Raw genomic sequence first — 13200 nt, 5'->3', positions numbered from 1 at the left:
CTAATGACTCCTGATCTAACATTGCATCCACGCCGCCTCTTCATTTTCAGAATCAGTGGCAATTGTGCCTCAGGTGGGTCAATTTTAAATTACCGTTAGTGGGTCAGTTTTACATTGCCGGTGACACATTAAATAATCGTTAAGGTTGTACACACATTTGTATGCACTTTAGGTTGTGAAATACATTTATTTTTCAACGTTTGCTATTTCACTACCGCAATAAATTGCGCACCTGCTTGCTCAAAATAGGCCAGCCACGCACGGCGCAGCGCGAGCAATTCTTTGTCCTGCCTGCCCACGCCTAAACCATAAAAAGTCACACCGCAGCCAGAAAGCGCCACAAACTCATTGGGTGTAGGAAGCGCCTGAGTGCCGTTCAGTAATTTATTAGGGTTAACGTATTCAGAGGCCTCAATCCCATCTGTTAACACAATGATGTCGCTCTCATTGCTGCAACCAAACTGATTGCGCCCAAACCATGCAATCAGATTGGTTGAGCCTTGAGCCTTTTGTTGATTGGGTAGGCTTGCAATAAAGCCTGCAACCTGACGCGCGACTTTTTTAGCGTTGTGGCGCTTAATCGGCAGCATGAATTGCTTGAAGTTGGTTGGGTCACGCAAGTCACCAAAGGTTTGAATATTCACCTCATCGCCTAGCTCTAAGGCGCTTATGGCTTCCGATACATAATAAACAGCCCCTTGATTAAAGGTCTTATCAATGAGCAATGGATTTGAGCCACTCAAATCTAAGGCGATGGTGAGCGTTTTGGCCTGTAAGGGCAGGGATAAACTAGCAACAAGCAACATGGTGATCACGACTAGAGATTTAAAATATAAATGAGATTTCAGCATGGGTATTCTCCGTTTATTTGATTAATTTAATCAGATCATCATAAGAGGTGGCATTCAGCGCATTGAGGCGCTTTTCCATTTCCTTGATGTCGAGGTTTGGTTTATCAGCGAAAGGAATATCGCGTGCCATCAACCGTGCATCGCTCAAGGCGCGCGCGGTAGGCGCTAAGCCTTCGTGGTGAGCGGTTAAGGCTTCATCTGCAATGTCGTGGAGCAGCGTCTCATTATCACGGCGATAACAAAGAAGCAGTGCTTGTTGCATGGTTTCATAGTCATGCTGCGCGGACAAAAACGTCTGTAAATCTTGTATATCCTCTTTGCGCATATTGATGCGAACAAACAGGTTCGTGAAGCATTGTTGGCCAAAGTTCAGGGCGTTGTGGGTTACAAACACGCTCATTAACGTCAGCGAGCCAATACCCAGTGAAAACGCTAGTGTGGCCAGTGGGTTTCCGATATTTCGCATCAGTGCATCAAGCCACACCATCGCGCCTAATGAAGATGTCGGGATATCATCGCCAAGAGGTGGAAGCGATATTTCTTCACCTAAAATATCCCCCAACCCGTCTTGATAGAGCATGGCCGCAAGCAATAAGCCAATTCCAATCAGAAATATCAGCATGAGACCACCAGCAATGCGCTCCAACGTCGCAAGGGCTTGGTGGTCTGGATGCTTCATGGCTAAAAAATGCAGCCCTAGAACGATGATGAGTGAGCTAAACCCCATGATCCATGGCGACCAATATTCACTCTCTGCTCCCGCCAGATAGCTAAATATTCGGCTCATGATTTCCCACTCAAAGCTCATCGCGCCAATCGCCGCCAAAGTGCAGGCAACAAGCCCTATGACTTGTAAGGGGACTTTCCAGCTCGCCAATTTGCTTTTTTGAACTGCGCGGGTAAGCAACACGCGCCCATCGGTCGTAAACACATTACTTGCGTTCATTTTTAACCTCCAATAGTTGGTTAATGGCCTCTTGATAATTCTTAGGCGTGGAGAGCACATAGAATTGATGCCGCGTTAAAATCGCTGTGGCTGCTGCAAGCGCCTGTTGCTCAAAGGCCGCGCATTGCTGTTCCAGCGTTGCGATTTCATTTTCTCTTGCTTGTTTGCGACGTAAAAACTCGCCTTTGAGCAAGTGCCAAGGTGGTGTTGTGAGATTGGACGCCGCCTCTTTAATGCGCGTCATCACATTAATCTCAGGATTGCTTGTCATGGTGGTTCTCCTTAGTGGATTGTTTTGATTTTCGGATAAAGGGCGAAAGCACAAATCGCGTTATGCGGCGCAGTAAGGCTTCCGAGTGGTCGGGGTCAGGGCAATAACGCCAAACAGGTAATGCGGTAAAATACGGGTCGATTTTTAAACGCCAAGCGCGTTTTCCCGCGCGGGTGACAATCATGTTGCCGCTGGCTGGGTCAAGGAAACGACCAATCTGTTCAGGACTCATCACCTCGACATCACGATATGATTTACGCCCCGTGAGCTTGTCTTTTTCGATGATGGTTTTTTTGCCTAATATCTGGCTGAGCATCGTCAGATTTTGTGGGTGCGCTGTACCCATCCACAGCACCACGTCTGCGCCTCCGATAAAACCCTGATAGGTCTTTGGATAGGAGGCTTTTAATCCTTCAACATCTTGCGTGATTGCGATGATGAGCAGACCTTGTGAACGCGCGACAGGAAGAGATATTTCCAAGCTTTGGTTATAGCCTTGCGCCTGCACTTCATCGACCACCATTAAACAAGTGCCTTTGCGTGTTTTAACGCTTTCGAAGGTGTAACACACTAGATTCTGGATAAGCCTTGCAACATCCCGTAATTCTTCACGCAGGGAATAAAGCGGAATGTTGAGTGTGAAAACCACATCATTGCGGGTTTTCAGCACACTCAATGGCATTGTTGTACGCTTAAAGAACCGTCTAACCGAAGGAATATCGAGCACTTTTGTGCGCTCTTGTAGTGTTGATTCCAGATTGCCGCGTGTTTCTGAAGAGGCATTAATAAATGGCGCAGCTGCACCAGCCACCGCGCCTTCAAAAGAGGGATTATCCAGCATCATTTTATAAAGAAGTTGGCGCGCTTCTTCAGGTGTACTATCAAGAGAGCCATCTTCATGATAAACACGGTAGCCATGAATAATAAGGTCTCGCACTGTGCCCAAATGGTGATCTGTTTCAGGGTGAGCAGTCAAAACATGCAGAACTAGACCGACAAACATACCGCGACTGGCATCGGTGAAGTAGGGCTGTTTACTGCCTTCTGAGGTGGGAATAAAGCTTTGCCCTATACGATATGCCCATGTAACCGCAGCATTATCACCTTCACGCCGCTGCGCGGCTTTGAGATCATCAAATGGATTAATTTGTGCGCTATAGTCGCTATAGGGTTCAAGCGTGATCCAAATGCGTTTTATATCCTTGGCCGCCAACGCACCATTTATGATGCCAGTGGGATCAATAATAAACGCGCTGCCATTCCAGTTTTCGATACTGGCTATCATTGAAGAGGTTTTACCTGAACCAGTTCCTGCAATTACGAGAACATGCTTGTTCAGTTTTACGCCAATAGGCTGATATATCCTAAATCCCCATAACCATATGATGCCCAATAAAAGGGTATTCTTACGGTTCAAATTAGTCAGGGTAGAGAGCACTGAGGCAAAGCCGCCAGTCGAAACTTTGCCGAGTTTAAACAGCATTTCGCGCCAGCGAGAGAATGCCAGATAAATTTTAAGCAAAGAACGCCAAGGTAGCGTTCGCGGAAAGACCCTATATAATTCAGGTGAAGACAGGCCTAAACGCCGCATAATAAAAATGAGGGTGTTTTTAAGCATAAATAACGCAAGCTCAGCACTGATCCAGCCTGTTATGAATAACAGCGCATAACCAACCTGCTGCTCTAGTGGTAATGTCAGCCACCATGATTGCAGTAATGTCAACCATAGCTTTAATTGGGCAATGAATTGCTCGATTAACGCGTTCATCTTTGACGCTCCTGCGGCTGGAACCCCAGAATTTTTTGGATGATTGCAATGATGGCTTTTAAAACGTAAAGCCAGAATATTAACGTAATGAAACCTAGCGCCATACGCTCTAAATCAGGCATCAAGTACATGTCGAAAATCAGTTCTAGCCAGCTAAGTATTTTTTTAGCAGGTAAGAACCAGAATGATGTTTCAGATTGAGAGGCAATCATTACGACTGCCTCCTATCCGCACTATCTAGAGTTTTGACTAGCTCAATTATTGAAAAGACCAGTAGTCCTGAAAAAGATAAGCTGAAAGCGATATCTTGCTGATAAGCACAATAGGCGATGCCAGCTATTGAAACCTCTATGGCCATCGCGATTAACACTATAAGAACTAATTTTCTCATGGGAGTCACCTCAACGTTTTTCCGTTAAGTTGAACTCTAAAAGGACTAGTAAAAAACTTGGATGTCGTAATTTTCGTGTAAGCCTGAGTTACACGAATGAAATTCGTGCAACTCGTCTCGACAACTCTGCAAACCTTATTTTTATTGACTCTAATGAGTATTGTCTTTATGACAAAGATAAGGGAAAGTTTTACGAAAAGGATTTGTAAAATGACAAAACAACGTGATCCGAGAACGACCTTTACTTCTGAAGGTTTACGAGGAGATGCAATTTACGCTCTGCGGAAGGCGCTCAAGCACGAGGATATTGAGGAAGGAGAGTTCCTATCTCAATTATTTGAAAAAGCCGTGCTTGATATTCATGGCGGAGCTGGAAAGTTGCAGCTAGAATTCTATAAAGACGATTATCAACGTCTTCTTGACAGAGAGCCAGATTAAAGGACATATAGATTTTTAGTCATCTTAGCGGTAGTTTAGTCTCAAGTATCGCTATATCAGGTTTGATGGCTAACTTATGGCAATTAGTGTCTTAAAAAGTAAAATTGAAAAAAATTTTGATTCTTTACCTTCCGAAAACGCAAAAATTCTTTATTCAATTATTTGTTTTGCAGGGTGTGGCGCGCAAAATACACAAGCGGGTAGAGGATTTGAATATCTACATGAAGTAAGATCTCAAATAAATGAACTCGGTGAAATAAACTTTTATGATCCTGAAATAAGGTCGCCTTTTAGAAAAAATATAAAAGCTTTTATGACTGATGAAAGTTTCTTTAGTGAACGAAGGTTTCAGGATGACCTAATTGATTTTGGACTTGGAAGTGAAAAAAAAACATACGATGGTTTTTTGAAATTTGGCTCAGATCCGATTGGCTATGAAGCTATGCAGGCTGTATTTTGCATATCGGCGTTACTGAATAAAAAAACTATATATGAACACCTTGTTACTTTTATTAAAGATGTTCACAAAACTAACCGAAATAATTTTTGGCCGCTAAATCAAAGCTTTGTTAAGACATTAGCCAATGACGTATTGGAGCAGTATCAAATACGGAAAAAAGAGGCTATTACTGATAAGGACAAAATCAACAGTCAAGTTCCTAATTCTCCGCAACCTTTTTTAAGTCCCCCTCCTCAAAAGAATAGTATTTACTACTACGGAAGCAAATTCGCACTAGATATTGTTGGTCGGAAAAAAGAGCAAGAGAAGCTTAGAGATTTTCTTAATGCACCAGAAAAATTTTTATGGTTTCAATTGGCAGGCGTTGCAGGGCAAGGAAAAAGTCGACTGGCATATGACCTCACTCTCCATGCTCAAGAATTAGGATGGTCTGCGGGGCTACTCAATAATTCAGCTATAGAAATGTTCTCAAGTAAATGGACTGAATGGCAGCCTAATAGGCCGCATCTATTGGTGCTTGATTACATATTAGGACGTGAAGAAAAAATAAAAGTAATTATTCAAATTCTCTCAATAAGACTCACTCAAGGAGATATATTAGCACCAGTTCGTCTTCTGCTAGTTGAACGACAAAGATGGGATAACAAAGAAAATACTCCTTACGCTAGGCCTCTGCGAGACGCTTTGACATTTGGGAGTCTACATATAGATACCTATGCAAATTGGTTTTTGAAATTAAACGATCATATAGAAGGAAAAGATCAGGTACTTGTAAATAGTCGATTTTTGGATGGCCTCATTGAGTTAAAAGAGCTTTGTAGTTGTCATTTGGTTCAACTAGTTAGAAAAATAGCATTTAAAGAAAATAAGACTATTATCAAAAAATCAGACCAAGATATTGAAAAAATACTTAACCAAATTGATAGTAGTGGTAGACCTTTGTACGCATTTTTTTTGGGGCAAGAGCTATCATATGACGAAAGTGAAAGGCATATTACTCGTCAAGGACTATTGACTTCAGTACTGCAAAGAGAATTCTTAGCACGTTGGAATGAAGTTTTTAAGTCACGTCAATTCAAACTATTAGACGACAATGATTCTGTAAATTTAGTAATCTTGGCTACCATTGTTTCAGAAATAGAATTAGAAAGAGATATACATACTAAAAATGACATTAGTGAACTAAACTCCGAAACTTTATTGAATGCACAAGTATTAACAAGTAGTGATAACACAGAGTCAATAATATATGGAATACAGCCAGATTTATTAGGTGAGTGGTTCGTTTTATTTTACGGCGAAAAAAATGGCAAGCTTAAAAAAATTGTCGAAGTAGCTTGGAACTTGGCACCTCTATCAATGCTTTCGTTTTTGGAAAGACTTACTCAAGACTTTCCACATCATCGTTGTACAAAAAACATATTGTTAAATTCAATTGAATTACAAAACGCGAAATTCCACATTTTGTTTGTCACTAAGTCTATTTGTGAAAATTTTATCAAATGCAATGTGGAAATTCCTTCAGAATTCTTAACTTTTATTGACAAAGAATTATCAGGACGACATGGGTTTACGGACTTAAGAAATTATTTATTGATCAGACTTGTTGATCGTACTAATTGGTTTAAATATAACCCAACTAAGGCTTTATCTTATTGTCAATATAACGTATCTAGAGCAGACCCTGATGCAACATCATCCCTTGGCTGGTTTTACTTAAATGGTATAGGTATTCAGAAAAATTTCGAATTGGCATTGAAGTATTTTTCTTTAGCAAAAACTTTAGGCTGCGTATCGGCTCCCAATAACCTTGGTTGGATGTATGCTAACGGTTTTGGGGTTAAAAAAGATATTGATAAAGCTCTGTCTTACTTTTCAGAAGGCGCTACATTAGGACATGCAGCAGCAATTAGCAATTTAGGTTGGTTCTATGAATATTCTGATGAAGTCCCAAAAGATTTGGAGAAAGCCTTTGGCCTATTCAAACTTGCAGCTGAAAAGGGTGATGAAGCTGCAATGCTAAACCTCGGTTCAAGTTATGAGTTGGGGAAAGGAGTGGGAATAGATCTTGATTTAGCTTTTTATTGGTATCTTGAATCAGCTAAAAGAGGTCTAAAAGAAGCAGAATTCAATGTGGGCTTATGCTATTCAAAAGGTATAGGTGTGACACAAGATTTCAAAAAAGCCTTTCAATGGTATAAATATGCTGAAACCAAAGGATTAAAACAAGCAGAAGAGAATTTAGATTTTTTATTTGAACACCAGATTCCAGAATCCGAAGATTTTGACTCCATAATTGAATGGTACATTGAGCTGCACAATGAAGGGGAGTTAAGGGCTTCATATCAACTGGGCGTAATATTCGAACAGGGAAAATACATAAACCAAAATTTATTAAAAGCGTTTGAATATTACAAGTTTTCTGCCGAAAATGGATTTAGTAAAGCATATTCAGAACTTGGGCGATGCTTGAGGGATGGTGTTGGTTGCACAAAAAATGCTATTGAATCTATTGAGTGGTTTAATAAAAAATGAATATAATTGCTTGGTAATTAAGATACGACAAAGTCGCTTGGTGTTAACAAATAGAATTGTACTAGCTCAAATCTAAACTGACAGTCGAGATTTTTATACAGTGTAAGTCTACGGTAAGTAATTTGATGGGATGACCGCTTTTAGAATTCCTCCCGCTTTTGGTTTGGATCATTCTGTTGATTGCAAGATGTCCCTTACGAATTTCTTTTTGAAAAAAATCACACTGTGATTTGTTTCAAAAATCGTAAGGGCACTTGAAAAGGGGCTTGTTGCACACCCCGTTTTATCCCCATGCCTTGATATTTTCTGGGTAGAAAATATCAGCAAACGATTGCCCGTTTGAACAGCAGTTAGGGAGCATTCTAGCTACCCTTAACAATCCCATGACCAAAGGAGATTTCAGCTCTCCCCATGGAACCCATCGACCAGAGAACGTATTCCTGCCCTTTGGAAACCAGAACCAATCGTGAGCCGACTAAGAATGCGAGAAGATCGCGGTTTTACGAACCCGTGCTGTTCATATGATCCCCCGTTCTGCAAACACGGATTTCGCAACGGCAGCAGCATTCAAGGCGGCTGGAAATCCCGCATACACCGATATTTGAATGATCACTTCAACGATTTCATGTGGTTTGCAACCAACGTTGAGTGCGCCATTAATATGTACGTTTAATTGGGGAGCGGCATTTCCCATTGCTGAGAGTGCTGCGACTGTTGCTATCTCTCGTGATCTCAAATCCAAACCCTCACGGCTATACACATCGCCGAAAGGAAATTCGATAGTGTAGCGGCCAAGATCTGGCGCAATGTCTTTGAGTGCTTCGATAACCTTTTCACCAGCCTCGCCGTCTATCTCTTTTAGTTTTTGCCAACCACGCGTATATCTATCATTCAAATCGTTGTTCATTACTGATTCCTCCATTGACGTTGAACTCGGTAGGATTGAGCAGCCATTTAGCATAATGTGCCCATATGAAACAGCGATTAGGATTGCTGACGTTTTTAGGAAATCACGCCTCGATTCAACTGGCTTTTCTGAGGTTGTCTGCATCGTATCACTATTCACTGTTCTACCATGTATCTAAGGCTAAGCCTTAGAGTTAACTCTCAGTCAAGCGCAATCTTTCCTTTTAATGCACATTGATAGAGATTAATTTTTTCATTCAACTTTTCGAGGTGCTGTTGCTGCGTTTGAATTTGTAGATTGAGTTTATATGAGTGTTCCTTGAGTATTGCTTGTCGAGAGGCGAGAGTTTCTTTACCTTTTCTGCGAAGCTCTGCATATGCACGTATCTGCCCGATAGACATACCTGTCTCTTTTAGCCGTTGAATGAATTCAAACCAGACAACATCCTTTTCGCAAAAGCACCTATGGCCGCTTGCAAGGCGGCGAATATCATCAAATAAACCAGCCTTGTCATAGTAGCGAATGGTATGAGGGCTTGTGCCCACTCGCTTTGAAAATTCTGCCACATTCATAATGTCTTCTCCTCATCAGTAACCAGTATCATTTATTCTTGTCAGATATTATCAATAAATACCGCCTTAGTATTTTAGTTGACCACCATTTGATTATTAACTTATTCAAGGATAGTTCGATGTCGAGATCAAGTAATCAGAGAATTCAAAAAGTAGGGCTTAGTATATGAAGTAATTTCAGACAGTGATTTGTGTTTAATCTGATTTTGGATGGCAACCATCATGGCAGGCTCCTTTGCACTTAGCTGAACAATGTCTTTTCTCGCCCAAAAAAGGAAAAGACATTGAGCAGGTAAGTGAGAATTGTTGATTTAGTTGTCAGTCATAGCAAACTAAGGGATAGCATGTGTGTCGCTATAAGTGCGACATCGTTTGTCACTTTATTTAACGGGGACACCTCGATCCCCTTTTTGAGCAGTCTTGTTCGCTCAATATCAAGAAAAATGACGGTTTCCAGCGGAGCTAGACCCTCCGCAATTTTTCTGGATTTTTTCACCCCCGCCTAGTCGGCCTAGTCGCCAGAGGTTCAAGCGCGGCGTTTTACGCGCTGCGTTAAACCTCAACAGCGAATAAAGGGCAAAGACAATGAACAACGAAATCAGAATTTATGTGGCATGTTTGGCAGCTTATAATAATGGGAAACTGCACGGCGTTTGGATTGATGCCACGCAAGACGTGGAAGACATTCAAGAGCAGGTTAATGAAATGCTGGCAAGCAGCCCAGAGCAAGGCGCAGAAGAATGGGCTATTCATGATTATGAAGGCTTTGATGGATACGGCATAAGTGAATATGAAGGATTTGAAGACGTGCATAATATCGCCTGTTTTATCGAAGAATATTCAGATTTCGGCGGAGCACTACTGAGCTATTTCGGTAATATTGACGATGCAATGACCGCTGCACAAGAGCATTATTACGGCTGTTTTATTAGCGTGTCTGATTATGCGCAGGAACTCACAGAGCAAACCAGTGATATCCCCGAGCATCTTCAACTCTATATCGACTACGAAAAAATGGGGCGAGACATGGAAATGAGCGGCGATATCATCACCATTAAAACCCAACATGATAAAGTGCATATTTTCTGGAGCTTTTAGCTTCAGAGCCACTTTTCTTCGTGAACAATGTTTTGAGGTGTAAAATTGAATCAAAATTGCACCACACAAACTTTAAATAAACAGAAAGGTCGAGCCATAGCAAAGTGATTAACAATTTAATTCGCCCGTGCCGCAAAGAAGATCGCGTAGTATAAACTATCTCATGTTGCGGCGGAGGGGATATAGTCGTTGTTTAACTATGGTTAACGTGTATGACACGGCCTGCAACAATAATAGCAACCATCTACATTGGAGTAATATCTTCTAGCAGCAGTCACTGCACTATGACAGGAGAGATGACTGCCTAAATCCGTTTTGTTGCTTGGTAAGTGAGTACATTCAGCGCTATGTACTTCTCGCTCTCCTGTGTTTTGCGCTTGATTGTTGACGTAATATCTTGATGCCATGGGTACCTCCACATATTGGCGTTTATAATTATTTTGTCTTACACGCGATCAAGTGACGTGATACCCAATTTCCTCTCACCCTAATTAAAAATTCTTATTTCTCAAAACAAAGCGCTCGTTCAATAGTCTTTTCATGCACCCGAAAATGTTCTGCGACTTGAACCATAGACGAGTAGACATCTGTTTCTAATAAAAAGCGCGCTTGTTCAATTTGAGCCGCATCTAGCTTTTTAGGGCGACCAAGCGTTTTTCCTCTGCGCCGTGCGGCTTGCAAGCCTTCTTTGGTGCGCTGGCTCAAGATTTCACGCTCCCACGCCGCCAGCGCCGCCGCAATCGTATATAAAAAGCGACCATCAGGCGTAGTGGTATCAAAATTCTGGCTAAGAGATTTAAAATGAATGCCGCGCTGCTGCATCTTGTTCAGCTCATTCAGTGAGTCAATCACCGAGCGAAACACACGGTCAAGCGAGAGCACAATAAACATATCGCCAGTTTGTAGTTCCGCCATCAGCTTTTGGTAGACAGGCCGATGTTTTTTAACTGCTGAAACGCCATCTTCAATAAATACCTCATCGCATTCATCGTGCAATTGCATGACCTGACGGTCAATTAACTGCTCGCTGGTGGAGGTGCGAATATAGCCCAATTTGCGCATGAAAAATCCTTTCCGAGATTCTTTCCATAAAGGTTAGACATAAAGGAACGTATTTGTTTAAAGCAACGCGCTCTTACCTTCCCTACAACAAGCTCGTCCTAAAATCCCTGTCTATAAAGCCGTACAGGCCATCTAGATATACAGGAATTTATCCCTAATTCGAATCTAGCAAAAACGTTCCTTTTTGTTTGATAGCAAAGTCGCACAGAAAAGCCCAAAGCAATCAATTTTATAACAACAGATTTTTGTGGATGGAGGGCGTTGTCATGGCAAAACAATCACAGCCTATGCGCACAAAACAAACACCGCTTGGCGGCATATTCCCATTAGCGGGTTTTATCATTGGTTATGTCTATGCGATTACCATTTTAGATTCGTTTTGGCCGAGCGCCATTGTCGGGATTATCTGCTTTGGAATTGGCTTTCTGATTGAGCCTATTGTCTACCGCATCCTAGTTATCGCGCTGTGGGTTATCGCCATCATCGCGCGGCAGGCTTTGTTTAGTGCTTTATTCGATAGCGCACTGTTACTTGAGCAACCAAATGAGCCAGCCCCATATGTACAATATAAGGAGAAAAATTATGCGTAAATTAATAGTAGCTCTGGGCTTGCTCTTAGCAGTGACAGGCATCGCTCAAGCTGATGAATTTAAAGCACGGGATTTTTTGAAATGGCCTGACGTGCAAAAGAAATATTGGATACGCGGCGCTATGGACGCTCTAGGGCAAGTAGCTGCAAGTAAGAGTAAGGAAAAAGGATTGTGCGTAATGCAATGGTATTACAGCGACAAGCGCGCAGAACGAAACAGTCTCATATTGTCCAGCATGAAGAAATACCCTGATATTATTCCAAGTGCCATTATGGTCGCTTTGACAGAGCGAGAATGTGGAAAGTATTGGGATTAGAATTTTAATTCTGGTACGACAACTGGCGTTGAGTCACTGAGTTGTAGATTTGCATCTTGTCCAGACATATCAACTGTGCGCTGAATTTCTTCCATTTCTTTGGTTAATTCTTCCGTGCGTTCTTTAGATGGCGGATGTTCTACATCTCTAATCTCATGCTCAATTTCTTCTAAGCGATCACTATGACGCTGAATTTGAATATTGCGCTCTTGTGCTTTTTCAACCGTTTCTGTGCTGTCTTTGAATTCAGACCATGATGGGCTGTTGTCTTTCCATTCCACTTGCACAAATTCATCTTCGGTAAGTTTGCGGCCATCTTCGGTATAGGCACTGCCATCATCATCTAAAAATACCCGCGTACCATCAGACATTGTGCTGGCGCGCTCTAGAATATCATTGTGTTTGGCTTCAGCTAATTGCAGCGCTTCGCCAGATTCCTTGAGCGCTTCATAAACAGCGTTCTGTGTTTCATATAGAGTGCGAATGGCGTTGTCGTAGGCAGCTTTATAGGCTGCATCCAGCATTAATTGCTCAAACATGCTGAGATGGCGGCGCTCATCTTTTTTCTTCTTGTCATCGCCGTAAAAATCAACGGCGCTATCAGGAAGAAAACGTGCAATACGTTCAGCCGTTTCGCCCATGATTTCGGTGGCGTAATCCACCTTATCTTGAATATCTTTTGGTTTGCTATCCAAACCCACATGTTCAGGGCTTGCATATCCATTATCACCTACCACCCAACACCATCCTTGTTATTGTTTCGGCATAAATTATACCCTTCCAACATACAACAAAAAGGTTAAAAGAGTCAAAAAGTGCGTGATTATTGTTAGAGAGAATGAACTTACGGTTAGTCTATGAAGTATTCAACGACATCATCCGCTGATAATTCATCCGTATCGATGATGCAAAATTGGTAGTCTGGATGCGCGCTTTTAAGAACGTCTGTGACGTTTAGTGGCTCATCACCAGCAAATAAAATCCCTATCTTTATG

15 protein-coding genes are annotated in these 13200 nt (G+C 41.8%); 5 read left to right on the top strand and 10 right to left on the bottom strand.

Going from position 1 to position 13200, the window contains the following annotated elements; genetic code table 11:
- Nucleotides 1–203 precede the first annotated feature (203 nt).
- From ACYVIL_RS14485 to ACYVIL_RS14465, 5 genes are read right to left on the bottom strand one after another with little or no spacing between them, the layout of a single operon-like run.
- Nucleotides 204–851 carry a vWA domain-containing protein gene (locus tag ACYVIL_RS14485; RefSeq protein ID WP_460313040.1) on the bottom strand — a complete coding sequence of 216 codons (648 nt, stop codon included), beginning with the start codon at nt 849–851 and terminating at the stop codon, nt 204–206.
- Nucleotides 852–864: 13 nt separating this feature from the next.
- On the bottom strand, nt 865–1797 hold the full coding sequence (locus ACYVIL_RS14480; RefSeq protein WP_460313038.1) for a hypothetical protein: 933 nt from the start codon (nt 1795–1797) through the stop codon (nt 865–867).
- Nucleotides 1784–2068, bottom strand: a complete 285-nt coding sequence (locus ACYVIL_RS14475) for a hypothetical protein (protein WP_460313036.1) — start codon at nt 2066–2068, stop codon at nt 1784–1786. Before ACYVIL_RS14475 ends, ACYVIL_RS14480 begins: the two co-directional genes overlap by 14 nt.
- Complete coding sequence (locus ACYVIL_RS14470; RefSeq protein ID WP_460313034.1) at nt 2052–3836, bottom strand: type IV secretory system conjugative DNA transfer family protein; 1785 nt, start codon at nt 3834–3836, stop codon at nt 2052–2054. Before ACYVIL_RS14470 ends, ACYVIL_RS14475 begins: the two co-directional genes overlap by 17 nt.
- On the bottom strand, nt 3833–4048 hold the full coding sequence (locus ACYVIL_RS14465) for a hypothetical protein (RefSeq protein WP_460313032.1): 216 nt from the start codon (nt 4046–4048) through the stop codon (nt 3833–3835). The genes ACYVIL_RS14470 and ACYVIL_RS14465 overlap by 4 nt, the downstream gene beginning before the upstream one ends.
- Nucleotides 4049–4437: 389 nt before the next feature.
- Here ACYVIL_RS14465 and ACYVIL_RS14460 point away from each other — a divergent pair, with 389 nt between their 5' ends.
- Nucleotides 4438–4665: a helix-hairpin-helix domain-containing protein gene (locus ACYVIL_RS14460; protein ID WP_460313030.1), complete on the top strand. Its 228-nt coding sequence runs from the start codon at nt 4438–4440 to the stop codon at nt 4663–4665.
- A gap of 76 nt (nt 4666–4741) precedes the next feature.
- Nucleotides 4742–7660: an SEL1-like repeat protein gene (locus ACYVIL_RS14455; protein WP_460313028.1), complete on the top strand. Its 2919-nt coding sequence runs from the start codon at nt 4742–4744 to the stop codon at nt 7658–7660.
- Between the two features lie 517 nt (nt 7661–8177).
- Here the strand turns inward: ACYVIL_RS14455 and ACYVIL_RS14450 are convergent.
- Together ACYVIL_RS14450 and ACYVIL_RS14445 are read right to left on the bottom strand one after the other, a co-directional pair.
- A complete protein-coding gene (locus ACYVIL_RS14450) occupies nt 8178–8567 on the bottom strand; it encodes a carboxymuconolactone decarboxylase family protein (RefSeq protein ID WP_460313048.1) in 390 nt (129 codons plus the stop codon).
- A 200-nt stretch (nt 8568–8767) separates the two neighbouring features.
- The gene (locus tag ACYVIL_RS14445; protein WP_460313026.1) at nt 8768–9139 is read right to left on the bottom strand and encodes a MerR family transcriptional regulator; all 372 of its coding nucleotides are present in this window, start codon (nt 9137–9139) and stop codon (nt 8768–8770) included.
- 585 nt (nt 9140–9724) lie between these two features.
- Here ACYVIL_RS14445 and ACYVIL_RS14440 point away from each other — a divergent pair.
- The gene (locus ACYVIL_RS14440) at nt 9725–10237 is read left to right on the top strand and encodes an antirestriction protein ArdA (RefSeq protein ID WP_460313024.1); all 513 of its coding nucleotides are present in this window, start codon (nt 9725–9727) and stop codon (nt 10235–10237) included.
- A 203-nt stretch (nt 10238–10440) separates the two neighbouring features.
- Here ACYVIL_RS14440 and ACYVIL_RS14435 read toward each other — a convergent pair whose 3' ends face one another.
- Nucleotides 10441–10644, bottom strand: a complete 204-nt coding sequence (locus tag ACYVIL_RS14435; RefSeq protein WP_460313022.1) for a hypothetical protein — start codon at nt 10642–10644, stop codon at nt 10441–10443.
- 94 nt (nt 10645–10738) lie between these two features.
- Nucleotides 10739–11299 carry a recombinase family protein gene (locus tag ACYVIL_RS14430; RefSeq protein ID WP_460313020.1) on the bottom strand — a complete coding sequence of 187 codons (561 nt, stop codon included), beginning with the start codon at nt 11297–11299 and terminating at the stop codon, nt 10739–10741.
- Nucleotides 11300–11565: 266 nt separating this feature from the next.
- Here ACYVIL_RS14430 and ACYVIL_RS14425 point away from each other — a divergent pair, with 266 nt between their 5' ends.
- Complete coding sequence (locus ACYVIL_RS14425) at nt 11566–11889, top strand: hypothetical protein (RefSeq protein WP_460313018.1); 324 nt, start codon at nt 11566–11568, stop codon at nt 11887–11889.
- Nucleotides 11882–12205 carry a hypothetical protein gene (locus ACYVIL_RS14420; protein ID WP_460313016.1) on the top strand — a complete coding sequence of 108 codons (324 nt, stop codon included), beginning with the start codon at nt 11882–11884 and terminating at the stop codon, nt 12203–12205. Before ACYVIL_RS14425 ends, ACYVIL_RS14420 begins: the two co-directional genes overlap by 8 nt.
- On the opposite strand, the gene ACYVIL_RS14415 is transcribed toward ACYVIL_RS14420, so the two are convergent.
- Complete coding sequence (locus ACYVIL_RS14415; protein WP_460313014.1) at nt 12202–12942, bottom strand: hypothetical protein; 741 nt, start codon at nt 12940–12942, stop codon at nt 12202–12204. The two genes, ACYVIL_RS14420 and ACYVIL_RS14415, sit on opposite strands and share 4 nt — an antisense overlap.
- Nucleotides 12943–13200 lie beyond the last annotated feature (258 nt).

Source organism: Aliiglaciecola aliphaticivorans (assembly GCF_054782055.1).
This window is presented reverse-complemented; position numbering and strand designations above follow the sequence as displayed.

What these genes read in the sequence shown, in the direction of transcription:
- ACYVIL_RS14485 (WP_460313040.1), bottom strand. Translation starts at nt 851, where the DNA reads ATGCTGAAATCTCATTTATATTTTAAATCTCTAGTCGTGATCACCATG.
- ACYVIL_RS14480 (WP_460313038.1), bottom strand. Translation starts at nt 1,797, where the DNA reads ATGAACGCAAGTAATGTGTTTACGACCGATGGGCGCGTGTTGCTTACC.
- ACYVIL_RS14475 (WP_460313036.1), bottom strand. Translation starts at nt 2,068, where the DNA reads ATGACAAGCAATCCTGAGATTAATGTGATGACGCGCATTAAAGAGGCG.
- ACYVIL_RS14470 (WP_460313034.1), bottom strand. Translation starts at nt 3,836, where the DNA reads ATGAACGCGTTAATCGAGCAATTCATTGCCCAATTAAAGCTATGGTTG.
- ACYVIL_RS14465 (WP_460313032.1), bottom strand. Translation starts at nt 4,048, where the DNA reads ATGATTGCCTCTCAATCTGAAACATCATTCTGGTTCTTACCTGCTAAA.
- ACYVIL_RS14460 (WP_460313030.1), top strand. Translation starts at nt 4,438, where the DNA reads ATGACAAAACAACGTGATCCGAGAACGACCTTTACTTCTGAAGGTTTA.
- ACYVIL_RS14455 (WP_460313028.1), top strand. Translation starts at nt 4,742, where the DNA reads ATGGCAATTAGTGTCTTAAAAAGTAAAATTGAAAAAAATTTTGATTCT.
- ACYVIL_RS14450 (WP_460313048.1), bottom strand. Translation starts at nt 8,567, where the DNA reads ATGAACAACGATTTGAATGATAGATATACGCGTGGTTGGCAAAAACTA.
- ACYVIL_RS14445 (WP_460313026.1), bottom strand. Translation starts at nt 9,139, where the DNA reads ATGAATGTGGCAGAATTTTCAAAGCGAGTGGGCACAAGCCCTCATACC.
- ACYVIL_RS14440 (WP_460313024.1), top strand. Translation starts at nt 9,725, where the DNA reads ATGAACAACGAAATCAGAATTTATGTGGCATGTTTGGCAGCTTATAAT.
- ACYVIL_RS14435 (WP_460313022.1), bottom strand. Translation starts at nt 10,644, where the DNA reads ATGGCATCAAGATATTACGTCAACAATCAAGCGCAAAACACAGGAGAG.
- ACYVIL_RS14430 (WP_460313020.1), bottom strand. Translation starts at nt 11,299, where the DNA reads ATGCGCAAATTGGGCTATATTCGCACCTCCACCAGCGAGCAGTTAATT.
- ACYVIL_RS14425 (WP_460313018.1), top strand. Translation starts at nt 11,566, where the DNA reads ATGGCAAAACAATCACAGCCTATGCGCACAAAACAAACACCGCTTGGC.
- ACYVIL_RS14420 (WP_460313016.1), top strand. Translation starts at nt 11,882, where the DNA reads ATGCGTAAATTAATAGTAGCTCTGGGCTTGCTCTTAGCAGTGACAGGC.